Below are 26,005 nucleotides of genomic sequence, written 5' to 3'. Positions count from 1 at the left end.
GGGATTGTCCCAGCATCAGGCCGGGGGCTTGCGCTCCACGGGCAATCGCAGCGACAGCCGCGTGCCATTGCCGGGCGAGGAGTCGATGCGCAGCTTGCCGCCCAGCCGCTGGGCGCGCCGGATCTGGCTCTTCAGCCCGCGGCCGTGCTGGATGGACTGCAGGTCGAAGCCGGCGCCGTCGTCCTCGACGCGGATCTCGACGTAGCGGCCGTGGTCGCGCGTGACCAGGCGCACCCGGCTGGCCCGGGCGTGCTTGAGCACGTTGTTCAGCGCCTCCTGCATCAGCCGCAGCACGTGCAGCGCGTCGGGCGGCTCCAGCCACGGCAGCGTGGGCAGGTCCTGCACGTCCCACTCCAGCCGCAGGCCGCCGGCCTGCAGCCGCTTGCCGAGGCGGTAGCGCATGGTCGCCAGCAGCGAGACCAGGTCGTGCCCCACCGGCTCCAGCGAGTCGATGACCAGGCGCAGGTCGTCCACGCATTCGCGCAGCACCTCCACGCACTGCTCCTGCGTCATGCTGCCCTGCTCTGTCGCCACCAGCGCCGACAGCAGCGACGAGCCCAGGCCGTCGTGCATGTCGGCCATCAGCCGCTGGCGCTCCAGCAGCAGCGCCTGCTGGCGCTCGGCCTCGCGCAGCTGCGCGTTCTGCGCCTGCAGCACCGAGACCTGCTCGTCCAGGTTCTCCTGCAGCTGGCTGTTCCGGGCCCGCACCTGCTCCACGGTGCCGACGTAGCGGCGCTGCACCGCATGCAGGAAGCTCAGCGTCACCGCCAGCATCGCGAACGGCATCAGGAAGACATGCTCCGGCCAGGCCCAGCCGGCCAGCACCGCCAGGTCGTGCGCGCCGACCAGGCCGCCGGCCACCAGCGCCAGCGCCATCAGCCGCAGCTCGGAGTGGCGCTCGCGCCAGGCCAGCCAGGCCACCCAGGCGATGCCCACGCCGGCCACCGCCGCGGTGACGGCGTACTGCAGCACCACCAGGTCGAGCTGGCGCAGCCACAGCGGCATGCTGGCCACGCTGACCAGCACGACGCCGGCGATCAGGCCCTGCTCCAGCCGCCGGTAGCGGCGCTGGGCGAAGCGCAGCGCGAACAGCAGCGCCGTCAGCATGACCCAGCCCATGGACGCATGCGCGACCCACCAGAACCAGTCCTGCGCCGGCGCCGACGCCGGCGGGCTCATGTAGTAGTGCAGGCTGCGCACCATCCACGCCGCCGCGCCGAGCGCGAACAGGCCGTAGATGCCCTCGTCCGGCCGGCGCATCCACAGCGTCAGCGCGAAGCAGCCCAGCACCGCCAGCGTCAGGCTGGCCGCCTGCGGCAGGCCGGACTGCATGCGCACCCGCCACCGCCAGCGCTTCTCCAGCGCATCGCGCGGGCCGACCCACAGGCGCGACACCGCGCGGTAGCTGTCCACCGGCACCGGCAGCGCGACGACCAGCTCCAGCCCCGGCTCGCCGACCCCGGGCAGCGGCAGCCACAGCGGCTGCACCCACTGCTCGCGCTCGACGCGCTGGTTGTCCAGCAGCAGCCGCCAGCCCTGCCCGGTGCGCGCCAGCACCGCGGCGGACAGCGTCGCCAGCCGCGGCAGGTACAGCGCCTGCGCCTCGCCGCTGCCGGCCGGCACCTGGACGCGGTACCAGCGCATCTCATAGCCCTGCGCGTCGCTGACGACGGCGGCGCCGGGGCGGACGCGCACGTCGGGCAGCACCACCGGCCGCCACGCAGTGGCACCGGCCGGCGGCAGCAGCTCGTCCGGCACCGCCAGGTGGTCGCCGCCGGCCACCGCATGGCGGCGCAGCGCGGTCCACCAGGCCTCGAGCTGGGCGCGCGTCCAGGCGCGGGTGGCCAGCTCGACGGGCGCGGCCTCGTCGCCGCCGACATGCGCGCTGGGCTGCGGCAGGCGCTGCGCCTGCGCCGCCAGGCCCGGGGCCAGCGCGAGCAGCAGCAGCCAGCGGCGCAGCAGCAAGCCCCAGTCAGGCATGGGGCACGGGGGCGGCGATCGTCGGCATGGAGCGCGAGCATGCCACAGGGGTGTGGCGGCCCTTCGCCCCGCCCCGGGAGCAGGCGCCCGCGCCAAAGAAAAAGGCGGGCCCTTGCGGGCCCGCCCTTCTCCAGGAGGCGATGGCCGGGTGCGCGGTCAGTCCGCCTGCTTGCGCAGGAAGGCCGGGATCTCGATCTCGTCCATGCCGTTGGACGACAGCGCCTCGACCTTGGCGGCCGCGCTGCCCGAGCGGCCGTGGCGCCACACGCTGGGCACGTTGGCGTTGGCGAAATCGCCCAGGCCCAGGCCGACGTTGGCCTGCGCCGCCGGCGCGGCCATGGCCACCGCCTGCGTCAGCACCGGCATGCCGTCGGTGCCGTTGCGCACGACCTGGCTGGTCTGCACCACCTGCAGCGGCGCCTGCTGGCGGGCGCGGCCGGCGGTCAGGCCGGTGGCGATGACGGTCACGCGCAGCGCGTCGCCCAGCGACTCGTCGTAGGCGGTGCCGAAGATGACGTGCGCTTCCTCGGACGCATAGCGCTTGATGGCGTTCATCGCGTTGCGCGACTCGCTGAGCTTGAAGTTCGCGCGGGCGGCGGCGATCAGCACCAGCACGCCGCGCGCGCCGGACAGGTCGATGCCCTCCAGCAGCGGGCAGGCCACGGCCGCCTCGGCGGCCTTGGCGGCGCGGTCCGGGCCGGTGGCCTGGGCCGTGCCCATCATGGCCTTGCCGGGCTCGCTCATCACCGTCTTCACGTCCTCGAAGTCGACGTTGACGAGGCCGGGGATGTGAATGATGTCGGAAATGCCGCCAACGGCGTTCTTCAGCACGTCATTGGCGTGCGCGAAGGCCTGATCCTGCGTCACATCGTCGCCCAGCACGTCGAGCAGCTTGTCGTTCAGCACGACGATCAGCGAATCGACGTTGGCTTCCAGCTCGGCCAGGCCGGCGTCGGCCGCCTTCAGGCGCCGGCCGCCCTCGAATTCGAAGGGCTTGGTGACGACGCCGACGGTCAGGATGCCCATTTCCTTGGCGACGCGCGCAATCACCGGCGCGGCGCCCGTGCCGGTGCCGCCGCCCATGCCCGCGGTGATGAACAGCATATTGGCACCCGCGATGGATTCGCGGATGCGCGCCTCGGCCTCCTCGGCGGCCGCCTTGCCCATTTCAGGTTTGGCGCCGGCACCCAGGCCGGTGGAGCCCAGTTGCAGCAACTGGTCCGCCCGGGACCGGTTGAGGGCCTGCGCATCGGTATTGGCGCAGATGAATTCAACGCCCTGGACCCCCTGGGCGATCATGTGGTCGACCGCATTGCCGCCGCCGCCACCGACCCCGATCACCTTGATTTGGGTGCCTTGGTCAAACTCTTCGATCATCTCGATGGGCATATCAAACCTCCTGCTGCAATTGTGCCTCGGGCACGCAACGAATGACTAGATGTTGAACAATTTTTCTCATTTTCTAGGGATCAGAAGTTCCCCATGAACCAATCCTTGACCCGGCCGAGCAGGGTTTGCACGGAGCCGGCCTGCTGCGCGGCCTTGAAACCCCGGCTGCGCGACAGCCTGGCCTCCTCCAGCAAGCCCATCACGGTGGCCGAGCGCGGGTTGGCGACCATGTCGGAAAGCCCCCCTGAATAGGTGGGGAGGCCGCGCCGGACAGGTTTCAGGAAAATGTCCTCGGCGAGTTCCACCATGCCCGGCATGACGGCCGAGCCGCCGGTCAGCACGATGCCGCTGGACAGCAGTTCCTCATACCCGCTCTCGCGGATGACCTGGTGCACCAGCGAAAAGATTTCCTCGACGCGCGGCTCGATGACGCCGGCCAGCGCCTGCTTGGACAGCATGCGCGGGCCGCGGTCGCCCAGGCCCGGCACCTCCACCTGGTCGGACGGGTCGGCCAGCAGCTGCTTGGCGACGCCGTATTCGACCTTGATTTCCTCGGCATCCTTGGTCGGCGTGCGCAGCGCCATCGCGATGTCGCTGGTGATCAGGTCGCCCGCGATCGGGATGACGGCGGTATGGCGGATGGAGCCGCCGGTGAATATCGCCACGTCGGTGGTGCCGGCGCCGATATCGACCAGCGCGACGCCCAGGTCGCGCTCGTCGGCGGTCAGCGCCGCATGGCTGGACGCGCTCGGGTTCAAAACCAGCTGGTCCACCTCCAGGCCGCAGCGGCGCACGCATTTGACGATGTTTTCGGCGGCGCTCTGGGCGCCGGTCACGATATGGACCTTGACCTCCAGCCGCCCGCCGCTCATGCCGATGGGCTCCTTGACCTCGTGGCCGTCGATGACGAATTCCTGCGGCTCGACCAGCAGCAGCCGCTGGTCGTTGGGGATATTGATGGCCTTGGCGGTTTCGACGACGCGGGTCACGTCCACCGGCGTGACCTCCTTGTCGCGCACGATGACCATGCCGGTCGAGTTCTGGCCGCGGATATGGCTGCCGGTGATCCCCGTGTAAACCCGGGATATCTTGCAGTCGGCCATCATTTCGGCCTCCTTCAGCGCCTGCTGGATGGACTGCACGGTGGCGTCGATATTCACCACGACGCCGCGCTTCAGGCCGTTGGAGGGCGCCACACCGAGGCCGGCGATGCGCAATTCGCCGTCCGGCAAAACCTCGGCCACGACCGCCATGATCTTGGCGGTGCCAATATCCAGCCCGACGACCAAATCCTTGTATTCCTTGGCCATGTCCGTCCTCAGCGTCTCTTATTTGCGGGTTTACCCGGAGTTTGGATGGTGGTCACGCCGCGCAGCCTGACCGCGTAGCCGTCGGCGTGGCGCAGGTCGGCGGCCAGCAGCGGGCTGTCGTAGGTCGCCGTGACCCGGGTGATGGAGCGCGCGAAGCGGCCGAAGCGCTCGACCACGTCGGCCTCGCTGCCGCGGCCCAGTTCGACGACGGCGCCGCCGCCCAGCCGGGCGCGCCAGGAGCCGCGGCCCGACAGGTCCAGCCGGTCGATCTCCTCGCCCAGCGCCTCGGCGGCCGGCGACAGCGCACGCCACATGCGCAGCATGTCGCCCGCGGTGTGCGGCGGGCCGGCGAGCACGGGCAGGTCCTCGTCCTCCACGTCGCCGAGGTTGGCCTGGAAGACCTCGCCGAAGCTGTTGACCAGCGCGCGCTCGGCCGTGGCCTCGGTGGCGGCGTCGGCGCCGTCGGCGCGCGCCTCCCAGTAGGCGGCGGCGCGGTGCTCCTCCAGGCTGACCTTGAGCCGCATGGGCCACACGCGCTGCAGCTGCGCGTGGCGCACCCAGGGCACGGCCTCGAAGGCGGCGCGGCCGTCCTGCAGGTTCATGCTGAGGAAGGAGCCGTGCAGCCGCGGCAGCGCGTTGGCGCGCAGCGAGGCGACGCTGTTGCGGCTGACGTCGCCCTCCACCTGGATGGCGCGCAGCGTGAACACCGGCAGGCCGACGACCCAGCGCACCGCGGCCCAGGCCGCCACGGCCAGCAGCGCCGCGACGAGCAGCGCCGACACCGCATTCATCAGGCGGATGTCGGGCGGCAGTGCGGCGGTGGCGGCGGCGGCGTTCACGGGCGGTCCAGCCTCGCTTGCGACAGCAGCCACAGGCACAGCTGCGGGTAGGCGATGCCGGCGGCCTGGGCGGCCTTGGGCACCAGCGAGTGCGAGGTCATGCCCGGGCTGGTGTTCATCTCCAGCAGGAAGGGCTTCATGTCGGCCCGGCGCAGCATCAGGTCGGCGCGGCCCCAGCCGCGGCAGCCCAGCAGCCGGTAGGCGCGCAGCACGGTCTCGCGGATCTCGGCCTCCAGCGCGGCGGGCAGCGTGCCGAACAGGTACTGCGTCGTGTCGGTCTCATACTTGTTGGCGAAGTCGTAGTTCTGGCCCTCGGCGCGGATCTCGATGACCGGCAGCGCCAGCGCCGCGGCGCCCTCGCCCAGCACCGCGCAGGTCAGCTCCGGGCCGTCGATGCACTGCTCGAACAGCAGCTCGTCGTCGAAGCCCAGCGCTAGCTCGACGGCGCCCTGCATCTCCGAGTAGCCCGCCGCCTTGGTGATGCCGATGCTGCTGCCCTCGTGCGGCGGCTTGACGATGACGGGCAGGCCCAGTTCGTCGGGGATCGCGCGGATGCGCTCGCGCGTCAGCTCGGCGCGGGACAGGGCCAGGTATTGCGGCGTCGGCAGGCCCTCGTGGGCCCAGACGCGCTTGGTCATGGTCTTGTCCATCGCGACGCCGGAGGCGGTCACGCCGGAGCCGGTGTACGGGATGCCCAGCCACTCCAGCGCGCCCTGCAGCGTGCCGTCCTCGCCGCCGCGGCCGTGCAGCGCGATGAAGGCGCGGTCGAAGCCCTCGTCCTTCAGCGCCTGCAGCGGGCGCCCGGCGGGGTCGAAGGCGTGGGCGTCGACGCCGACGGACTGCAAGGCGTCCAGCACGCCAGCGCCGCTCATCAGCGACACCGGCCGCTCCGCGCTGTGGCCGCCGAACAGCACGGCCACCTTGCCGAGCGCGCGGGGATCGAGGTTCAGGGCTATGGGCGAGCTCATGCCGCGCCTCCTTGGAAATAGGCGGCCACGCGGCCCGGCAGGCTGCCCATGGAGCCGGCGCCCATGCCGATGACCACGTCGCCATCGCGCGTCAGCGCGGCCAGTGCGGCGGGCATGTCGGCCACGGCCGCGACGAAATGCGGCGTGCCGACCGCGTCGGCCAGCGCGCGCCCGGTGGCGCCTTCGATGGGCGGCTCGCCGGCCGCGTACACCTCGGTCAGCAGCACCACGTCGGCGCCCCGCATCACGCGCACGAAGTCGGCGAAGCAGTCGCGGGTGCGCGTGTAGCGGTGCGGCTGGAAGGCCAGCACCAGGCGCCGGCCGGGGTGGGCGCCGCGCGCGGCGGCCAGCACCGCGGCCATCTCGACGGGATGGTGGCCGTAGTCGTCGATCAGCGCGAAGCGGCCGCCGTCGGCGGCGGGGAATTCGCCGTGCTTCTCGAAGCGGCGGCCCACGCCGGCAAAGCCCGCCAGCGCCTTCTGGATGGCCTCGTCCGGGCAGTCCAGCTCCATCGCGATGGCGATGGCCGCCAGCCCGTTGCGCACGTTGTGCTCGCCGGCCAGGTTCAGCAGCACGTCCAGGTCGGCCGCGTCCTCGCGCCGGCAGGTGAAGCGCATCTGCGCGCCGGCCAGCGCCTGCACGTCGACGGCCCGGACGCCGACGCCCTCGGACAGCCCGTAGCTGACGACCGGCCGCTCGATGCGGCCGAGGATGGCGCGCACGCCGGGGTCGTCCGCGCAGACCACGGCCGCGCCGTAGAAGGGCATGCGGTGCAGGAACTCGACGAAGGCGCCGTGCAGGCGCTCGACCGAATGGCCATAGGTGTCCATGTGGTCCGCGTCGATGTTGGTGACGACGGACAGCACCGGGCTCAGCTTCAGGAAGGACGCATCGCTCTCGTCGGCCTCGACGACGATGAACTCGCCGCGGCCCAGCCGCGAGTTCGCGCCGGCCGCGTTCAGCTTGCCGCCGATGACGAAGGTCGGGTCCAGGCCCGCCTCGACGAGGATGGCCGTGACCAGCGAGGTCGTCGTCGTCTTGCCATGCGTGCCGGCGATGGCGATGCCGCGCCGCAGCCGCATCAGCTCGGCCAGCATGACGGCGCGCGGCACGACCGGCACCTGGCGCGCGCGCGCGGCGGCGACCTCGGGGTTGTCGGCCGCGACGGCGGTGCTCGTCACCAGCGCCTGCGCGTCGCCGATGTGCGGCGCCGCGTGGCCGATCTCGACGCGCAGGCCCAGCGCGCGCAGCCGCTCGGTCGTCGCGCTCTCGGCCGCATCCGAGCCGCTGACCTGGAAGCCCAGGTTGTGCAGGATCTCGGCGATGCCGCTCATGCCGGCGCCGCCGATGCCGACGAAATGCAAACGCTGTACGGCGTGCTTCATGTCGGCCCCTCGTCCGACGGGTACGTCGGCCGATCCCCCGAGGGGATGCGGGCCGGCTTGGGAGCGGCCCGGCGCTCGGCCCGCCATGCACTACGGCCTTCACGGCTCATTTCAGCATCCCCTCAATTTCGTCGGCGACGCGCGCCGCCGCGCGCGGCCGGGCCAGCGCGCGGGCCTTCTCGGCCATCGCCAGCAGCGCGGCGCGGTCCAGGCCGCCCAGCAGCGCATGCAGCGACTCGGGCGTCAGCTCCGTCTGCGGCAGGTGCAGCGCCGCGCCGTGCTGGGCCATGAAGACGGCGTTGTCGCGCTGGTGCGAGGTCGTGCTGACGACCAGCGGCACCAGCACCGCCGCGCAGCCGGCCGCGCACAGCTCGCTGACGGTGATGGCCCCGGCGCGGCAGACCACCACGTCGGCCCAGGCGAGCGCGGCGGCCATGTCGTCGATGAAGGGACGCACCTCGGCGGCGAGGCCCGCGTCGGTGTAGGCCTGCCAGACGGCGCCCAGGTGATCCTGCCCGGACTGGTGCAGCACCTGCGGGCGCAGCGCCTCGGGCCACAGCGCCAGCGCGGCCGGCAGCGCCTGGTTCAGCGCGCGCGCGCCCAGCGAGCCGCCCAGCACCAGCAGGCGCAGCGGCCCGATGCGGTCCGCCATGCGCTCGGCCGGCGCGGGCAGCGCCTCGATCTCGGCGCGCACCGGGTTGCCGCTGACGACCGCGCCGCGCGTGGACGCCGCCGCCGCGCCGTCGAAGCCGAACGCGATGCGGCGCGCGAAGGGCCTGAGCACGGCATTGCTCTTCAGCATCGCCGCGTCGGCGTTGACCAGCATCAGCGGCCGGCCCGAGAGGGCCGCCGCCAGGCCGGCCGGCACGCAGACATAGCCGCCCATGCCGAGCACGGCCGTCGCGCGGCGCTGCGCGTAGACCTGACGGGCCTGGCCGAACGCCTTGAAGAAGCCGACGACGCCGCGCAGCGCATGCTTCAGCCCCTTGCCGCGCAGGCCGGCGAAGGGCAGCGCGTCCAGCGCGATGCCGCGCGCCGGCACGAGGCGGTTCTCCATGCCCTGCGGCGTGCCGATCCACGACACCGTCCAGCCGCGCCGCTGCAGCTCCTCCGCGACCGCGAGGCCGGGGATCACGTGACCGCCGGTGCCGGCCGCCATGACGACGAGGTGACGTTCGCTCACGAGCGCCCTCCCCGCATCAACTGCCGGTTCTCGAGGTCGATCCGCAAGACCACCGCCAGCGCGACGCAGTTCATCAGGATCGCCGAGCCACCGAAGCTCATCAGCGGCAGCGTCAGCCCCTTGGTCGGCAGCGCGCCGAGGTTGACGCCCATGTTGATGAAGGCCTGGCCGCCCATCCAGATGCCGATGCCCTGCGCATACAGGCCGGCGAACACGCGGTCCAGCGCGATGGCCTGGCGGCCGATCAGGAAGCAGCGCCGCGTCAGCCAGAAGAACGCGACGATGACGACCGCGACGCCGGCGAAGCCCAGTTCCTCGCCGATGACGGCGAGCAGGAAGTCGGTGTGCGCCTCGGGCAGGTAGTGCAGCTTCTCGACGCTGCCGCCCAGGCCCTGGCCGAACCACTCGCCGCGGCCGAACGCGATCAGGCTGTGCGTCAGCTGGTAGGCCTTGCCCTGGGCGTACTTCTCGTCCCAGGGGTTCAGGTAGGCAAAGATGCGCTCGCGGCGGAAGTCGCTGAGCGTGATCATCAGCACGAACGCGCCCAGCAGCACCGCGACGGCCAGGAAGAACATGCGGCCGTTGACGCCGCCCAGGAACAGGATGCCCATCGCGATCGCGGCGATGACCATGAAGGCGCCCATGTCCGGCTCGGCCAGCAGCAGCACGCCCGTGACGGCCAGCGCGATCACCATCGGCGTGACGGCCTGGAAGAAGTTCTCCCGCGCGTCCATCTTGCGCATCATGTAGTTGGCCGCGTACAGCGCGATGCCGAACTTGGCCAGCTCCGAGGGCTGGAAGTTCATCACGCCCAGCGGGATCCAGCGCCGCGCGCCGTAGACCACCTTGCCGACGCCGGGGATCAGCACCGCCACCAGCAGCACCAGCGCGGCGATGAACACCCACGGCGCGTAGCGCTCCCACAGCGACACCGGAATCTGCACCGTGATCAGCCCGGCGATCAGCGCGAAGCCGATGGCCACCAGGTGGCGCGTCAGGAAATGCGTCGGCAGGTATTTGGCGAAGCGCGGGTTGTCCGGCATCGCGATGGAGGCCGAATAGACCATCAGCAGCCCGAAGGCCATCAGCGCGATCACCACCCAGACCAGCGTGACGTCGAAGCCCTGCAGCTGCGTGGGCCGGCCGGCGGAGGTGGCGACCCAGTCGCGCACGGGCACGGCGGCACCGGCCTCGTCGCCGCGCTTCCACAGCCCCTGCAGGCGCTGGGCGATGGCCTTCACAGCGCCACCCCGCGCTCATCCGCCAGCTGCCGCGCCGCGGCGACGAAGACCTCGGCGCGGTGGGCGTAGTTGCGGAACATGTCCAGGCTCGCGCAGGCGGGGGACAGCAGCACGCCGTCGCCGCCCTGCGCCTGCGCCAGGCACCACGCGGTCGCGGCCTCCAGCGTGTCGTGGCGCTGCAGCGGCACGCCGGTGCCGGCCAGCGCCGCCGCGATCTGCGGCGCGTCGCGGCCGATCAGCGCGACCGCGCGCGCATGGCGGGCCACGCCGTCGGCCAGCGGCGCGAAGTCCTGGCCCTTGCCGTCGCCGCCGAGGATCAGCACCAGCTTGGCCGGCGCGCGGTCCGCGCCGAGGCCGGCGATCGCGGCCACCGTGGCGCCGACGTTGGTGCCCTTGGAATCGTCGAAGAATTCCACGCCGTCGATGGCGCCCACGGGCTCGACGCGGTGCGGCTCGCCGCGGTACTCGCGCAGGCCGTGCAGCATCGGCGCCAGCTCGCAGCCGGCGGCCGTGGCCAGCGCCAGCGCGGCCAGCGCGTTGGCCGCGTTGTGGCGGCCGCGCACGCGCAGCGCGTCGGCGGGCATCAGGCGCTGCAGCATCAGCGGCTCGTCCTCGTCGCCGCGCTTGCGCTTCACCGTCGGGTCCAGCTCGCGGGCGCGCACCAGCCAGGCCAGGCCGCCCTCGTCGACGAGGCCGAAATCGCCCGGCGCCGTCGGCGGGTTCAGCCCGAAGCGCACGACCCGGCGCGACACCGTGCGGCCGGGCTTGCCGCGCGTGCCCTTGACGAACACCGGCGCGGGCACGAGGGCCTCGGCCCCGGCGTCGTCGCGGTTGACGACGATGACCGCCTCGCGGCCGAAGACGCGCGCCTTGGCGCGGCCATAGGCGGCCATGTCGCCATGCCAGTCGAGATGGTCCTGGGTCAGGTTCAGCAGCGCGCCGGCCGTCGGCTCGAGCTGGCCCACGCCGTCGAGCTGGAAGCTGGAGAGTTCGAGCACCCAGACCTCGGGCAGCGTCTCGAACACCGGGCCGCGCGGCGGCGGCGGCGCGATGGGCAGCGGCGCGTCCTCGCCGGGCGGCGGTTCGGCGGGCTCGGCCTCGACAGCTTCGGCGGCCTCGGCCGGCGCCGGCTCGGGCTCGCGGGCCAGCGCGTCGGCCAGCGTGTCCAGCAGCGTCGGGCCGATGTTGCCGGCGACGGCCACGCGCCGGCCCGCGCGCTCGGCGAGCAGCGCGGTCATGCAGGTCGTCGTCGTCTTGCCGTTGGTGCCGGTGATGGCCAGCACCGCGGGCGCGTAGCCGTGCCGGGCCGCCAGCGCGGCCAGCGCGTCGGCGAACAGGTCGAGCTCGCCGCGCACCGCGGGCCCATGTTCGTAGACCGCAGCCAGCCGCGCGTCCAGCGGCGACAGGCCCGGGCTCTTCAGCACCGCATGGAAGCCGGCGACCTGCCCGGCCGCCAGCTCGCCGGTGACGAAGGCCGCCGCGTCGCCGAGCGCCTCGCGCTGCGGCGGCTGCGCGCGCGAGTCCCACACGGTGACCTGCGCGCCCTGGGCCGCGCACCAGCGCGCCATCGCCAGGCCGGAGTCGCCCAGGCCCAGCACCAGCACGCGCTGATTCGCCAACGACGGCAGATCGACCTTCATCAATCAAACCTCGCGAAATCGTGCATGGCCCAGCAGCCCCGGTGGAACTGGCTTTGCCAGGCCACCCGGGGCGCCCCCTTGAGGGGGAGGCGCGAAGCGCATCGGGGGTGGGTCATCTCAACTTCAGGCTGGCCAGGCCGACCAGGCACAGCAGCATCGTGATGATCCAGAAGCGGATCACGACCTGGGTCTCGTTCCAGCCGCTCTTCTCGAAGTGGTGGTGCAGCGGCGCCATCCTGAAGAGGCGCCGGCCCTCGCCGAAGCGCTTCTTCGTGAACTTGAACCAGCTGACCTGCAGCATCACGCTCAGCACTTCGGCCACGAAGATGCCGCCCATGATGCCCAGCACGATTTCCTGGCGCGTGATGACGGCCAGCGTGCCCAGGCCGCCGCCCAGCGCCAGCGCGCCGACGTCGCCCATGAACACCTGCGCCGGGTGCGCGTTGAACCACAGGAAGGCCAGGCCCGCGCCGGCCAGCGCGGCGCAGAAGATCAGCAGCTCGCCCGCGCCCGGGATGTAGGGCAGCAGCAGGTATTTGGCGAACACCGACGAGCCGGTCAGGTAGGCGAACAGGCCCAGCGCCGAGCCCACCAGCACCACCGGCATGATGGCCAGGCCGTCCAGCCCGTCCGTGAAGTTGACCGCGTTGCTGGTGCCGACGATGACAAAGTAGGCCAGCCCGACGAAGCCCCACACGCCCAGCGGCATGCTGATGGTCTTGAAGAACGGGATCAGCAGGTCGGCCTTGGGCGGCAGCTCGGTGGAGAAGCCGCTGCTCACCCAGCGGTAGAACAGCTCCACGACGCCGAGGAACGAGGTCTCCGACACGCTGAACGCGAGGTAGATGGCGGCGACCAGGCCGATCAGCGACTGCCAGAAGAACTTCTCGCGGCTGCGCATGCCTTCCGGGTTCTTGTCGACCACCTTGCGCCAGTCGTCCACCCAGCCGACGGCGCCGAAGCCCATCGTGACCAGCATGACCACCCAGACGAAGCGGTTGCTCCAGTCGAACCACAGCAGCGTGGACACGCCGATGCCGATCAGGATCAGCACGCCGCCCATCGTCGGCGTGCCGCTCTTGGCGAGATGGGCCTGCACGCCGTAGCTGCGCACGGGCTGGCCGATCTTCATCGCCGTGAGGCTGCGGATCACCCACGGGCCGAAGGCCAGGCCGATCAGCAGCGCCGTCATCGCCGCCATCACCGCGCGGAAGGTGATGTACTGGAACAGGCGCAGGAAGCCGAGGTCGGGATAGAGGCCTTGCAGCCACTGGGCGAGGCTAAGCAGCATGGGCGCCTCCGGTTTGCAGTGCGGCGACCACGTGTTCCATCTTCATGAAGCGCGAGCCCTTGACCAGGGTCTGGGCCGCGCGGGGTTGTTCGTCCAGGGCCGCGATGAGCGCGGCCGTCGTGTCGAAGGCGCGGGCGCCGGGGCCGTAGGCGGCGGCGGCGTCGCGGGCGGCCGCGCCGGCCGTCCAGAAATGCGCGATGCCGCGCTCGGCCGCGTAGGCGCCCACCTCGCGGTGGAAGGCCGGGCCGTCGTCGCCCACCTCGCCCATGTCGCCGAGGATCAGCCAGCCGTCGCCGGGCAGGCCGGCCAGCACGTCGATGGCGGCGCGCACGCTGTCGGGGTTGGCGTTGTAGCTGTCGTCGATCAGCGGGCGGCCCCGCGCGTCGCGCTTGAGCTCGCTGCGGCCCTTCACCGCGCGGAAGGCCTCCAGGCCCTGGCCGATGGCGCCGAGCGGCGCGCCGGCCGCCAGCGCGCAGGCGGCCGCGGCCAGCGCGTTGCGCACGTTGTGCTCGCCGGCCAGGTGCAGCGCCACCGGCACGGTGCCGGCGGGCGTGTGGATCTCCAGCGCCCAGTGCGTGCCCTGCCAGCGCGCGTCGCCGGTCACGTCGGCCTCGCCGCGCAGCGCGAAGCTCAGGTGCGGGCGGGCACCGGCCAGCGCCAGCCAGATCGGCGCGCAGGCATCCTCGGCCGGGAAGACGGCGCAGCCGCTGGCGCCCAGCGCCGCGATGACGGCGCCGTTCTCGCGCGCGACCGCCTCGACGGTCGCCATGAACTCCTGGTGCTCGCGCTGCGCGTTGTTGACCAGGGCCACCGTCGGCTGCGCCATCGCGGCCAGCGGCGCGATCTCGCCGGGGTGGTTCATGCCCAGCTCGACCACCGCCGCGCGGTGGCTCAGCGCGTCGTCGTGGCGCAGGCGCAGCAGCGTCAGCGGCACGCCGATGTCGTTGTTGTAGTTGCCCTCGGTGGCGAGCGCACCGTCGCCCACCCAGGCGCGCAGGATGCTGGCGATCATCTGCGTCGTCGTCGTCTTGCCGTTGCTGCCGGTGACGGCGATCACGGGGATCGCATGCTGGCGCCGCCACGCGGCGGCAAGCTGGCCGAGCGCCGCCTTCGCGTCCGGCACCAGCAGGCCCGGCAGCGTGCCGAGGTTGCGCTCGGCCAGCGCCGCGACGGCGCCGGCGGCCTGCGCCTGGGCGATGAAGTCGTTCGCGTCGAAACGCTCGCCGCGCAGCGCGACGAACAGGTCGCCGGCGCGCAGCGTGCGCGTGTCGCTGTGCACGCGCGCGAAGGCCGTCGCGCCGTCGCCGACCAGCGTCGAGCCCGGCAGCAGCGCCTGCGCTTCAGCGAGGGTCATGAAGCCGCTCACAGCCCGGCCCTTTCCAGCAGCGCCGCGCGCGCCTCGGCCACGTCGGAGAACGGGCGGCGCACGCCCAGGACCTCCTGGTAGTCCTCGTGGCCCTTGCCGGCGACCAGCACGATGTCGCGCGGGCCGGCGTCCCGGATCGCGGAGCGGATGGCCTCCTCGCGCGCCTCGATGACGGTGGCGCCGGGCGCGCCGGCCGTGATGTCGGCCAGGATGCGCGCGGGCGCCTCGGTGCGCGGGTTGTCGGTGGTCACGACGACGCGGCCGGCCCGCCGCGCGGCGATGGCGCCCATCAGCGGGCGCTTGGCGGCATCGCGGTCGCCGCCGCAGCCGAACACGCAGACCAGCACGCCGCCGCGCGCCTGCGCGAAGCCCTGCAGCGCCGCCAGCGCCTTGTCCAGCGCGTCCGGCGTGTGCGCGTAGTCGACCACCACCTGCGGCAGCTCGCGGCCGTTGCCGACGCGCTGCATGCGGCCGGGCACCGGCGTCACGCGCGCCAGCGCACGGGCCACGTCGGCCAGCGCATGGCCCTGCGCGCGCAGCGCGCCGGCCACGCCCAGCAGGTTGGCGGCGTTGTAGTCGCCGATCAGGCCGGTCTGCACGGCGGCGGACGCATCGCCCTCGTGCAGCGTGAAAGCCAGGCCCTCGCCGGTGTAGTGCAGGCCGCGCGCGGTCAGCCGCGCGTCGCCGTGCGCGACGCCGGTGGTCCACAGGTCCAGCGCGGCCAGCTCGCGGGCCAGCGCGTCGCCCTGGGCGTCGTCCAGGTTGACGACCGCCGCGCGCAGGCCGGGGAAGCCGAACAGCGCGCGCTTGGCCCGCCAGTAGGCGGCCATGTCGCCGTGGTAGTCCAGGTGGTCCTGCGTGAAGTTGGTGAACACCGCCACGCGGACGGTGCTGCCGGCCAGCCGGCCTTCGACCAGGCCGATGCTGCTGGCCTCGATCGCGCAGGCGGCGAAGCGCTGCTCCACCATGCGCGCGAACGCGGCCTGCAGCAGCACCGGGTCGGGCGTGGTCAGGCCGTTGTAGTCCAGCCGGGGCGGCTCGCCCACGCCGAGCGTGCCGACCACGCCGCAGCGCCGGCCCAGCTCGGCCGAGGCCTGCGCGATCCACCAGGCCGACGAGGTCTTGCCGTTGGTGCCGGTGACGGCGATGACGTCCAGCGCCTCGGTGGGCCGGCCGAAGTAGGCGGCGGCGATCTCGCCGGTGCGCGCCTTCAGGTCCGGCAGCGCGGCCACGCGCGCGTCGGTGAAGCCGAAGCGCTCGACGCCGTCCTCCTCGACGAGGCAGGTGGCCGCGCCGGCGGCCAGCGCGGCCGCCACGTACTCGCGGCCGTCGCGCGCGTAGCCGGGCCAGGCGATGAAGGCATCGCCGGGCTGCACCCGGCGGCTGTCGCTGCGTAGCGTGCCGGTGCACCACTCGGCCAGCCAGCGGGTCGCGGCGTCGGGGGAGTTGAGGCGGGTCAGCATCGGCGGCCGCCGGGCCGCCCCGAGGGCGATGGACGAAGTGGGCGCGGGGGCATCATGGCGTCAGAAGCTCTCTTCCACGGCAACGGCCTTCTGGTTGGCCACGATCTGGCTCTTCACGTCCAGGTCCGGCGCCACGCCCATCAGGCGCAGCGTCTGCGCGGTGACCTGGCTGAACACCGGGCCGGCGACCTTGCCGCCGAAATAGACGCCGGTCGTGGGCTCGTCGACCATCACGGCCACGACGATGCGCGGATTGACGATGGGCGCCACGCCGACGAACCAGGAGCGGTACTTGTTCGTGTAGTTGCGGCCCTCCTGCTTGTGTGCGGTGCCGCTCTTGCCGCCGATGCTGTAGCCGGGCACCTGCGCGTCCGGCGCCGTGCCGCCGGGGCCGGCCGCGGCCTGCAGCATCCGGCGCACCTCGCGCGCCACCTCGGGGCGGAAGACGCGGATGCCGGCGACCGGATGGTCGTGCGGCTGGCGCAGCATGCTGACCGGGATGATCTCGCCGTCGCGCGCGAACACCGTGTAGGCGCGCGCCAACTGGAACAGCGAGGCCGACAGCCCGTAGCCGTAGCTCATCGTCGCCTGCTCGATGGGCCGCCAGCTCTTGTACGGGCGCAGCTTGCCGCCGACCGCGCCGGGGAAGCTGATCTGCGGCCGCTGGCCCAGGCCGATGGCGGTGAACATCTCGTGCATCTCGCGCGCCGGCATCTGCATCGCCAGCTTGGCCGCGCCGATGTTGCTGGAGAACTTGATGACCTCGCGCACCGGGATGACGCCGTGCGCATGCGTGTCGCTGATGACGGCGCCATGGAAGGCGTAGCGGCCGTTGCCGGTGTCCACCAGCGTCTCGGGCGTGCTGCGGCCCGTCTCCATCGACAGGCCGGCGATGAAGGGCTTCATCGTCGAGCCGGGCTCGAACACGTCGGTCAGCGCGCGGTTGCGCAGCTGCTCGCCGGAGAGGTTGCGGCGGTTGCCCGGGTCGTAGCTCGGGTAGTTGGCCAGCGCCAGTACCTCGCCGGTCTGCACGTCCAGCACGACGACGGAGCCGGCCCGGGCCTTGTTGGCCGCCACCGCGTCGCGGATGCGCTGGTAGGCGAAGAACTGCACCTTGGAGTCGACGGACAGGTCCACGTCGCGGCCGTTGGCGGCGGGCACGATGTCGCCGATGTCCTCCACCACGCGGCCCAGGCGGTCGCGCACGACGGAGCGCGAGCCGTCGCGCCCCTGCAGCTCCTTCTGGAACGCCAGCTCGATGCCCTCCTGGCCGCGGTCCTCGACGTTGGTGAAGCCGACGACGTGCGCCGCCGCCTCGCCCTCGGGGTATTTGCGGCGGTACTCGCGGTCCTGGAACACGCCCTTCAGGCCGATGGCCTTGACCTGGGCGGCGGTCTCGTCGTCGGCCAGCCGCTTGAGCCAGACGAAGCGCGCCTCGGGGTTGAGCTTGGCGGCAAGCTCCCTGGCCGACAGCCCCAGCGCCCGGGCCAGCGCGCGGCGCTTGTCCGGGTCGGCGTCCACTTCCTTCGGGATGGCCCAGATCGACGGCACCGCCACGCTGGCGGCCAGCACTTGGCCGCTGCGGTCGTTGATGCGACCGCGGCTGGCCGGCAGCTCCAGCGTGTGCGCGTAGCGGGCCTCGCCCTGCTTCTGGAAGAACTCGGTGTGCAGCACCTGCACGTAGACGGCGCGGCCCAGCAGGCCGGCGAACGCCAGGCCCACCAGCGCCACCAGGAAGCGCGAGCGCCACGGCGGCGTCTTGGACGCCAGCAGCGGGCTGGTGGCGTAGGTGACGGCGCGCGCGCCCGCCTTGTGGGCCTTGGCAGCCTTGCCGTTCATGGCGACACCCCCGAGGCGACGACGGCCGGCGAGATCGGCCGCATGCCCAGCCGCTCGCGCGCCACCTGCTCCACGCGCAGGTTGGTGGCCTGCGCGTGGCGCTCGGCGGCCAGCCGCTCGGCGTCGGCGGCCAGGCGCTGGCCCTCGTTCTTGGCACGCTCGCGCTCGGCGAACAGCCGGCGCGACTCGTAGGCGTTGTGCACCAGCACCAGGCCGCTGCCGAGCACCGCGAGGAGGAGGATGAGGTTGAGCCGGGCCACGTGCGTCAGCCCCTGGCCGGCGCCAGCGGCGCGTCGGTGCGCTCGGCCACGCGCAGCACGGCGGAGCGCGAGCGCGGGTTGGCCGCCACCTCGGCGGCGCTGGGCATCACGCGGCCCAGCGCGCGCAGCGCCAGCGCGGGCGGCGGCGCGAACGGCGCGCGGCGGTCCACCTCGGCCTTGCTGTGCGCGGCGATGAACTGCTTGACGCGGCGGTCCTCCAGCGAATGGAAGCTGATGACGGACAGCCGCCCGCCCGCGCGCAGCAGCCGCAGCGCCGCGTTCAGCCCTTCATCCAGCTGCTCCAGCTCGCCATTGACATGAATCCGAAGGGCTTGAAAGGTGCGCGTGGCCGGGTCCTGCCCGGGTTCGCGGGTCTTGACCGTGCGAGCCACGAGTTCGCGCAGCTCGTCGGTGCGCGTGAGCGGCGCACCGGCGTCCCGGCGAGCAACAAGCGCCTTTGCAATCTGTGAAGCAAACCGCTCTTCGCCATAGTCCCGAATCACCTGTGCGATCTCGCGCTCGCCGGCACGCGCGAGGTAGGCCGCCGCACTCTCGCCGCGCGTGGTGTCCATGCGCATGTCCAGCGGGCCGTCGAAGCGGAAGCTGAAGCCGCGCTCCGGGTTGTCGATCTGCGGGCTGGACACGCCCAGGTCCAGCAGCACGCCGTCCACCTCGTGCACGCCGATGGCGGCCAGCTCGTCGGCCATGTCGGCGAAGCCGGCGTGGCGGATGGCGAAGCGCGGGTCCGCGATGGCGGCCGCCGCGGCAATGGCCTCGGGGTCGCGGTCGATGGCGATCAGCCGCCCCCCGGGCGCCAGCCGGGCCAGCAGCGCGCGCGAATGCCCGCCACGGCCGAAGGTGCCGTCCACGTAGACGCCGTCGGGGCGCGCCAGCACGCCGTCCACCGCCTCGTCCAGCAGCACGGTGGTGTGGCGGAACGTGGCGCTCTCGTCCATCGCAGCGCCCATCAGAAGCTGAAATCCTTCAGCGACTCCGGCATCGGCCCGGCCAGCACCTCGGCCTCCTGGGCGGCGTGCGCCTTCCTGTCCCACAGCTCGAAGTGGCTGCCCATGCCGAGCAGCACCACGTCCTTGTCCAGCCCCGCGCTCTCGCGCAGCTCGGGCGAGATCAGCACGCGCGCGGCCGAGTCGATCTCGACGTCCATCGCATTGCCGAGGAACACCCGCTTCCAGCCGGCGGCCGACATCGGCAGCCCGGCGACCTTGTCGCGGAAGACCTCCCAGGTCGGGCGCGGGAACAGCATCAGGCAGCCGTCCGGATGCTTGGTGACGGTCAGCCGGCCCTGGCAGAGCAGCTGCAGCACCTCGCGGTGGCGCGCAGGAACGCTCAGGCGCCCCTTGGCGTCCAGCGCCAAGTTGGAGGCTCCCTGAAAGACGATTTCCGACACTTTTCACCACGAAACGACACTTCATCCCACTTTAAGGCCTGAACACCCCAGGGTCAAGGTTCCGAACAACTTTTTGCAATGAAATCAAGCACTTAGCGACGACTGTTGAAATCGACAGTGCTGATGAAAAATATCCTTCATAAATAAGGACTTGCCGGCATGTTGCGAAGTGGCGCTTGAAGTTCTGCCGGCGACCACCCGTTCGAGGGTCGGCGCCGCAAGCCGGCAACACCGCACACCGCCGCCCGGCCGAGCGCGTCGCCGGCCCCGGCCGCGCGCATACCATCCGTTACTTTTGACAGCCGCCTTCGGGCCCTGGGATGGACAGCAGCACGCAGCCGGATGCCCGCCGGGCGCAGGACGCCCCCGCCGGGGTCGCACGCCCCGCCGCGCCGGGGCGGCGCTCGTCGTCGTCGCTGTTCGCCGCGCTGGCGCTGGGCACCAGCGTGGGCCTGCTGCTGCCGGCGCTCGCGGTGGGCGGCCTGCTGATCGGCCTGCGCGAGTCGCAGGTGGCCGGGCAGTCGCTGCAGCGCGAGCTGGACGCCAAGCTCGACGTGCTGGCCGGCAGCCTGCCCGAGCTGCTGTGGAACCTGGACGCGGTGGCGGCGCGCGAGGTGGTGTCGGCCATCGTCAAGTCGCCGGAGGTGGTGCGCGTCAGCATCAGCGACACCTCGCAGGGCCTGCCCTTCATCGAGGCCGACCTGCCCGAGCGGCGCCGGGGCCAGACCCTGGCCGGCGAGCGCGACATCCTGCGCGGCGCCGCCCGCATCGGCCGCGTCCAGGTGGAGATCGACGACCACCTGAGCACCGCCGCCGTGCTGCGCCAGCGCTGGCTGTACGGGGCCACGGTGGGCGGCCAGCTGCTGGTGTCGCTGGCGCTGGTGCTGTGGCTGATGAACTCGCGGCTGTTCCGCCCGCTGCGCGAGCTGGGCGACTTCGCCAACGACCTGGCCGGCGGCCGCTTCGACGCCCGGCTGCGCCACACGCGGCAGGACGAGATCGGCCGGCTGGGCGGCCACCTGGAACACATGCGCGACGCGCTGCAGCAGCAGTTCGACGCGCAGCACGCGCTCATCGAGCGGCTGCGCGGCATGGCCGAGACGGTGCCCGGCGTCGTCTACCAGCTGCGCCTGGCGGCGGACGGCGAGTTCTCGTTCACCTACGTCAGCGAGGCGGTGCGCGAGTACTTCCTGCTCGGCGGCAACGATCTGGACCGCAGCGCCACGCCGTGGTTCGCGCGCATCCACCCCGGCGACCGCGCCGCCGTGCAAGAGAGCCTGCTGGCCTCCGCGCGCACGCTGGAGCCCTGGCAGCAGGAGTTCCGCGCGCCGCAGGCGGACGGCAACGTGCGCTGGATCTACGGCAACGCCATCGCGCAGCGCGAGGCCGACGGCAGCGTGCTGTGGCACGGCTTCCTGACCGACATCTCCCGCCAGCGCCGCGACGCGCTGGAGCTGGAGCGCCACCGCCATCACCTGGAAGAGCTGGTCGCCGCGCGCACCGCCGAACTGGCCGAGGCCACCGAGGCCGCGCAGGCTGCCAGCCTGGCCAAGAGCGCCTTCCTGGCCAACATGAGCCACGAGATCCGCACGCCGATGAACGCCATCATCGGTCTGACCTACCTCGCGCAGGGCGACAGCACCGAGCCGGCGCAGCAGCAGCGCCTGCGCAAGGTGGCCCACGCCGCCGAGCACCTGCTGGGCATCGTCAACGACGTGCTGGACTTCTCCAAGATCGAGGCCGGCAAGGTGCAGCTGGAGCGCCGCCCGTTCACGGTCGACGAGGTGCTGGACAACGTCGCCAACATGACCGCGCAGTCCGCCGCCGCCAAGGGGCTGCGCGTGGAGACCGACATCGCCCCGGCGCTGCGCGGCCGCACGCTGCTGGGCGACCCGCAGCGCATCGCCGAGGTGCTGCTGAACTTCGCCGGCAACGCGGTGAAGTTCACCGAGTCCGGCGCCGTCCGCCTGGCCGCGCAACTGGACGGCGCGCCCGAGGGCGCCGGCCTGCCGCTGCGCTTCGAGGTGCAGGACAGCGGCATCGGCATCGCCGCCGACGCGCAGGGCCGGCTGTTCCGCGACTTCGAGCAGGCCGACACCTCGACGACGCGCCGCTACGGCGGCACCGGCCTGGGCCTGGCCATCTGCCGCCGGCTGGCCACGCTGATGGGCGGCCGCGTCGGCGTGGACAGCCGGCTCGGCGAGGGCAGCACGTTCTGGTTCGCGCTGGCCATGGAGCCGGCCGGCCAGCCCGCCGCGCTGCCCGCGCCGCCGCGCCCGCGGCTGTACTCGGCGCGCGAGCGCCTGGCCGAGCTGGCCCACAGCCAGCCGCGCAAGCTGCTGCTGGCCGAGGACAACCCGGTCAACCAGGAGGTGGCCGTGGCGCTGATCGGCAGCGCCGGGCTGGCGGTGGACGTGGCCGCGGACGGCCGGCAGGCCGTCGAGATGGTCGAGGCCGGCGACTACGCGCTGGTGCTGATGGACGTGCAGATGCCCGTGATGGACGGCCTGGACGCCACCCGCGCCATCCGCCGCCTGGCCAAGGGCGCGGCGCTGCCCATCCTGGCGATGACGGCCAACGCCTTCGACGAGGAGCGCCAGCGCTGCCTGGACGCCGGCATGGACGACCACGTCGCCAAGCCCGTCGTCGCGGAGCAGCTGTTCGGCACGCTGCACGACTGGTTGTCCGGCGCCCGCACCCCCGCTCGGGCCTGAGGCCTGCCGAAGAGCAGCGGGCTGGCCCGCTGCGCGGTCTGCAAGACCGGCCAGGCCTGCCGGCGTTCAGCCGGCGCAGGCCTGGCCGAGGGGCACCCCCTCACTGCGACTGCTTGATGAGCCGCCCCGACGTGGCCTGCAGCGGCCGCGCGTTCATCGGGTACAGCCGCGCGAACACGTCGATCTGCTGCGCGGTGAGCGGCACCGGCTCGCGCATCACCATCCACAGCACGCCCTCCTGGCAGGGCGGCGTCGTCTGCGAGCCCATGTAGGTGTAGTAGCCGCGGTCGGCCGGCAGCAGCCGGGCCGGGTCCAGCGGCACCGGCGCCGCCAGCGCCTCGCCGCGCTCCAGCGGCAGGTGGGCCCAAACGGTCTGGACCAGCGGCTGCGGCCGGTCGTCCGGCCCGCGCTCCAGCAGCACCGCGACGATGGCCTGCCGCCCCTGCGCGTCCTGGTGCTCCAGGTGCGCCACCATCTCGAACGCCCGGCCGTCCACGCGCTCCTCGCTCGGGCGGTGGAAGTGGAACTGCGTCAGCTCGTAGCGCCGGCCCATCACCGTGAGGCCGCTGCCGGCCGCGGGCGTCACCCGCACGGTGTGGCCGTCGTCCAGCACCGTGAACGCGCCGGGGCGGTAGTCGAAGGCGATGGGCTCCAGGTCCACGGCCAGGCCATCGCGGATGTCGATGGGGCTCTGCCGCGTGCCGCTGGCGCACAGCCCGTTCTCGGGCGCGAGCGCGGCCCAGTGCGCCGGGCCCGTGTCGCCGCCATAGCTCCAGCGCGCCGCCGCCCCAGCGGCCGGGCGGCCGGGCCGGGCCGGCTTGTCGGCCCGGGCGCCGGCCTGGGGCGCAGTCCGCACGGTCAGTTCGCCGTCGCCCGGGGCGGACAGGCGCTCCGCGAGCCGCTGCCGCAGCGCGTCCACGGGGTCGGGCGGCGGGTCCTGCGCCTGGGCGGCCGCGGCGGCCAGCAGCAGGGCGGGGAGGAGCCGGTGCAGCGTCGTCATCGCGGTCGTCAGGCAGCGATCGAGCGGCGCACGCCGTACCACGCCGCCAGGCCCACCAGCATCAGCAGGCCCGAGGTGACGGCCAGCGCGACGGTGGAGTGCATCACCAGCGGCACCAGCAGGCCGGCCACCAGCCCGTTGGCCGCCGAGCCGATGCAGGCCTGCAGCGACGAGGCCATGCCGCGACGCTCGGGCACCTGGTCCAGCACCAGCAGCGTCACCACCGGCACCATCAGCGCCCAGCCGAAGGAGAACAGGCCGATCAGCGGCAGCGCCCAGAACGCGCTCAGCGGCACGAACAGGTTGAGCGCGATGTTCAGCACCGACACCGCGACCATGATGCGGAAGCCCCGCATGATCTGCCGCTGCGGGCTCATGTTGCCGGCCAGGCGCCCGCTGACCGCCGCGCCGGCCATGATGCCGCCGATGGTGCACAGGAAGAACCAGAAGAACTGCTGCGGCGCGAACTGCAGGTGCTCGCCCAGGAACACCGGCGTGGCCAGCACGTACAGGAACATGCCGTTGAACGGGATGCCGCTGGCCAGCACCAGCATCATGAACCGGGGGCTGCTGCACAGCCGCCAGTACTCGCGCATCAGCGCCACGGGGTGGAAGGGCTGGGCCAGGTCGGCGTGCAGCGTCTCGGGCAGCAGCCGCCAGTTGGACACCAGCAGCGCCGCACCGACGAAGGTCAGGAACCAGAAGATCGAATGCCAGTCGGCATGCACGAACAAAAACCCGCCCACCATCGGCGCGATGGCCGGCGCGACGCCGAAGAACAGCGTCACCTGCGACATCACCCGCTGCGCGTCCGCCGGCGGGAACATGTCGCGGATGATGGCCCGCGACACGACGACGCCCGCCCCCGCCGACATGCCCTGCACCGTGCGCCAGAACACCAGTTGGCCGATCGAGCCGGCCAGCGCGCAGCCCAGGCTCGCGGCAGTGAACACCGCCAGGCCGACCAGCACCACGGGCCGGCGGCCGAAGCAGTCCGACAGCGCGCCGTGGAACAGGTTCATCACCGCGAAGCCCAGCAGGTAGGCCGACAGCGTCTGCTGCATCTGCACCGGCGTGGCGTCCAGCGCCGCGGCGATGCCGGAGAAGGCGGGCAGGTAGGTGTCGATGGAGAACGGCCCGACCATGGCCAGGCAGGCCAGCAGCACGGACAGGGCCCAGCGGGGTGCGCGCCACAGGCGGCTGGCTTCGGGATTCATCGGAGGCCTTGGGACAAAACGGGCAGTCTATCGACGCGGCGCGCCGGCCGCCCGGGGAGGGAAAAGTGTGAAGCGAAGCCGATAGGCCGGATTCTGTGACGCCCGTCGCCGGGCGCTGACCGCCATTCCTCTGGGCCGGGCATCGCTGCCCGGCTCGGTGCCACCTACCCGCCAGCTCTGCGAGCCGCATCGACGCTGGCCTACTTGGTGTTGCTGCGCGTAGAGATTGCCCGTTTCACCCGATGCTGGGCTTCGCCCGCCATCGGGCGGCTATCCGGCTCGGGCTTGCGCCCGGCGCCGCCCGGCTTGCGCCGTGCGTCACAACCGCTTGCGCGGTTGCCGTATAGAACACCCGATGACGGTACCCGTCATCGACTCGTCTCTGTTGCTCTGATCCTCGGCTTTCGCCGGACAGCCGTTAGCTGCTACGCCGCTCTGTGCAGTCCGGACCTTCCTCCAGGGCCTCGTTTCCGAGCTCGCCCCAGCGGCGGTCTGGCTTTGCTTCACGGGGCGGATTATCCCTTGGCCACGCGCCGGCCGGCCCGGGACTGCTGGCACACTGCGCCGCATCCACCGCGCCCAGGAGCCCTCCCATGAAAGCCGCCAGCATCCTCGACACCATCGGCAACACGCCCCACATCCGCCTGCAGCGGCTCTTCCCCGCCGCCGAAGTCTGGGTCAAGTCCGAGCGCAGCAACCCGGGCGGGTCGATCAAGGACCGCATCGCGCTGGCCATGGTGGCGGACGCCGAGGCGCAGGGCCTGCTCAAGCCCGGCGGCACCATCATCGAGCCCACGTCGGGCAACACCGGCGTCGGCCTGGCGATGGTGGCGGCCGTCAAGGGCTACAAGCTCATCCTCGTGATGCCCGACAGCATGAGCATCGAGCGCCGCCGGCTGATGCTGGCCTATGGCGCCACGTTCGACCTGACGCCGCGCGAGAAGGGCATGAAGGGCGCCATCGCCCGCGCGCACGAGCTGCTGGCCGAACACCCCGGCTCGTGGATGCCGCAGCAGTTCGAGAACGCGGCCAACCCGGCCGTGCACGCGCGGACGACAGCGCAGGAGATCCTGAAGGACTTCCCCGACGGGCTGGACGCGCTGGTCACCGGCGTCGGCACCGGCGGCCACATCAGCGGCTGCGCGCAGGTGCTGAAGGCCGCGTGGCCGCAGCTCAAGGTGTTCGCGGTGGAGCCCAGCGCGTCGCCCGTCATCAGCGGCGGCCAGCCCAGCCCGCACCCCATCCAGGGCATCGGCGCGGGCTTCATCCCGGCGGTGCTGGACACCGCGCGGCTGGACGGCGTGATCCAGGTCGAGGCCGAGGCCGCGCGCGAGTACGCCCGCCGCAGCGCCCGCGAGGAAGGGCTGCTGGTGGGCATCTCCAGCGGCGCGACGCTGGCCGCCATCGCGCAGAAGCTGCCCGAGCTGCCGGCCGGCGCGCGGGTGCTGGGCTTCAACTACGACACCGGCGAGCGCTACCTGTCGGTCGAGGGTTTCCTGCCGGCCTGACGAC

General features: G+C 72.5%; 20 protein-coding genes and 1 other RNA gene. 2 read left to right on the top strand and 19 right to left on the bottom strand.

The annotated features are described in order from the left end of the window. Positions 1–15: 15 nt before the first annotated feature. From QM788_RS01780 to mraZ, 16 genes are all read right to left on the bottom strand, one after another. Positions 16–1,980, bottom strand: coding sequence for an ATP-binding protein (locus QM788_RS01780; protein WP_415659760.1), 1,965 nt, complete (start codon positions 1,978–1,980; stop codon positions 16–18). 156 nt (positions 1,981–2,136) lie between these two features. Beyond that, on the bottom strand, positions 2,137–3,369 hold the full coding sequence (gene ftsZ, locus QM788_RS01775) for a cell division protein FtsZ (RefSeq protein WP_415659759.1): 1,233 nt from the start codon (positions 3,367–3,369) through the stop codon (positions 2,137–2,139). Positions 3,370–3,449: 80 nt separating this feature from the next. Beyond that, positions 3,450–4,679 carry a cell division protein FtsA gene (ftsA, locus tag QM788_RS01770; RefSeq protein WP_415659758.1) on the bottom strand — a complete coding sequence of 410 codons (1,230 nt, stop codon included), beginning with the start codon at positions 4,677–4,679 and terminating at the stop codon, positions 3,450–3,452. Between the two features lie 8 nt (positions 4,680–4,687). After that, complete coding sequence (locus QM788_RS01765) at positions 4,688–5,518, bottom strand: cell division protein FtsQ/DivIB (protein WP_415659757.1); 831 nt, start codon at positions 5,516–5,518, stop codon at positions 4,688–4,690. Next, on the bottom strand, positions 5,515–6,486 hold the full coding sequence (locus QM788_RS01760) for a D-alanine--D-alanine ligase (protein WP_415659756.1): 972 nt from the start codon (positions 6,484–6,486) through the stop codon (positions 5,515–5,517). Before QM788_RS01760 ends, QM788_RS01765 begins: the two co-directional genes overlap by 4 nt. Next, positions 6,483–7,871: a UDP-N-acetylmuramate--L-alanine ligase gene (gene murC / locus QM788_RS01755; protein WP_415659755.1), complete on the bottom strand. Its 1,389-nt coding sequence runs from the start codon at positions 7,869–7,871 to the stop codon at positions 6,483–6,485. The genes QM788_RS01760 and murC overlap by 4 nt, the downstream gene beginning before the upstream one ends. Positions 7,872–7,977: 106 nt before the next feature. Then, the gene (gene murG / locus QM788_RS01750; RefSeq protein ID WP_415659754.1) at positions 7,978–9,054 is read right to left on the bottom strand and encodes an undecaprenyldiphospho-muramoylpentapeptide beta-N-acetylglucosaminyltransferase; all 1,077 of its coding nucleotides are present in this window, start codon (positions 9,052–9,054) and stop codon (positions 7,978–7,980) included. Beyond that, positions 9,051–10,286 (bottom strand): putative lipid II flippase FtsW, encoded by a 1,236-nt coding sequence (gene ftsW / locus QM788_RS01745; RefSeq protein ID WP_415660300.1) that lies wholly within the window; start codon positions 10,284–10,286, stop codon positions 9,051–9,053. Before ftsW ends, murG begins: the two co-directional genes overlap by 4 nt. A gap of 5 nt (positions 10,287–10,291) precedes the next feature. After that, complete coding sequence (murD, locus tag QM788_RS01740) at positions 10,292–11,935, bottom strand: UDP-N-acetylmuramoyl-L-alanine--D-glutamate ligase (RefSeq protein WP_415659753.1); 1,644 nt, start codon at positions 11,933–11,935, stop codon at positions 10,292–10,294. A gap of 112 nt (positions 11,936–12,047) precedes the next feature. Then, on the bottom strand, positions 12,048–13,226 hold the full coding sequence (gene mraY, locus QM788_RS01735) for a phospho-N-acetylmuramoyl-pentapeptide-transferase (protein ID WP_415659752.1): 1,179 nt from the start codon (positions 13,224–13,226) through the stop codon (positions 12,048–12,050). Next, positions 13,216–14,580, bottom strand: a complete 1,365-nt coding sequence (locus tag QM788_RS01730; RefSeq protein ID WP_415659751.1) for a UDP-N-acetylmuramoyl-tripeptide--D-alanyl-D-alanine ligase — start codon at positions 14,578–14,580, stop codon at positions 13,216–13,218. Before QM788_RS01730 ends, mraY begins: the two co-directional genes overlap by 11 nt. Positions 14,581–14,588: 8 nt before the next feature. Further along, on the bottom strand, positions 14,589–16,055 hold the full coding sequence (locus tag QM788_RS01725) for a UDP-N-acetylmuramoyl-L-alanyl-D-glutamate--2,6-diaminopimelate ligase (RefSeq protein WP_415659750.1): 1,467 nt from the start codon (positions 16,053–16,055) through the stop codon (positions 14,589–14,591). 60 nt (positions 16,056–16,115) lie between these two features. After that, positions 16,116–17,894, bottom strand: coding sequence for a peptidoglycan D,D-transpeptidase FtsI family protein (locus tag QM788_RS01720; protein ID WP_415659749.1), 1,779 nt, complete (start codon positions 17,892–17,894; stop codon positions 16,116–16,118). Then, positions 17,891–18,154, bottom strand: coding sequence for a cell division protein FtsL (gene ftsL / locus QM788_RS01715; RefSeq protein ID WP_415659748.1), 264 nt, complete (start codon positions 18,152–18,154; stop codon positions 17,891–17,893). The genes QM788_RS01720 and ftsL overlap by 4 nt, the downstream gene beginning before the upstream one ends. A 5-nt stretch (positions 18,155–18,159) precedes the next feature. Continuing rightward, complete coding sequence (gene rsmH / locus QM788_RS01710; protein WP_415659747.1) at positions 18,160–19,122, bottom strand: 16S rRNA (cytosine(1402)-N(4))-methyltransferase RsmH; 963 nt, start codon at positions 19,120–19,122, stop codon at positions 18,160–18,162. Then, positions 19,122–19,553 (bottom strand): division/cell wall cluster transcriptional repressor MraZ, encoded by a 432-nt coding sequence (gene mraZ / locus QM788_RS01705; protein WP_415660299.1) that lies wholly within the window; start codon positions 19,551–19,553, stop codon positions 19,122–19,124. The genes rsmH and mraZ overlap by 1 nt, the downstream gene beginning before the upstream one ends. Before the next feature lie 329 nt (positions 19,554–19,882). Here mraZ and QM788_RS01700 point away from each other — a divergent pair, with 329 nt between their 5' ends. Next, on the top strand, positions 19,883–22,276 hold the full coding sequence (locus tag QM788_RS01700) for a response regulator (RefSeq protein ID WP_415659746.1): 2,394 nt from the start codon (positions 19,883–19,885) through the stop codon (positions 22,274–22,276). Between the two features lie 100 nt (positions 22,277–22,376). Here QM788_RS01700 and QM788_RS01695 read toward each other — a convergent pair whose 3' ends face one another. The 3 genes from QM788_RS01695 to rnpB form a co-directional block, all read right to left on the bottom strand. Further along, on the bottom strand, positions 22,377–23,276 hold the full coding sequence (locus QM788_RS01695) for a carbonic anhydrase (protein ID WP_415659745.1): 900 nt from the start codon (positions 23,274–23,276) through the stop codon (positions 22,377–22,379). A gap of 8 nt (positions 23,277–23,284) precedes the next feature. Then, the gene (locus QM788_RS01690) at positions 23,285–24,493 is read right to left on the bottom strand and encodes a multidrug effflux MFS transporter (RefSeq protein WP_415659744.1); all 1,209 of its coding nucleotides are present in this window, start codon (positions 24,491–24,493) and stop codon (positions 23,285–23,287) included. Between the two features lie 66 nt (positions 24,494–24,559). Further along, positions 24,560–24,997: RNase P RNA component class A (gene rnpB, locus QM788_RS01685), an RNA gene on the bottom strand. An 89-nt stretch (positions 24,998–25,086) separates the two neighbouring features. On the opposite strand from rnpB, the gene cysK reads away from it, so the two are divergent. Next, positions 25,087–26,001, top strand: coding sequence for a cysteine synthase A (cysK, locus tag QM788_RS01680; RefSeq protein WP_415659743.1), 915 nt, complete (start codon positions 25,087–25,089; stop codon positions 25,999–26,001). Positions 26,002–26,005 lie beyond the last annotated feature (4 nt).

The sequence above is a fragment of the Roseateles sp. genome (genome assembly GCF_047654785.1).
Taxonomy (GTDB): Bacteria; Pseudomonadota; Gammaproteobacteria; order Burkholderiales; family Burkholderiaceae_C; genus Pelomonas.
This window is presented reverse-complemented; position numbering and strand designations above follow the sequence as displayed.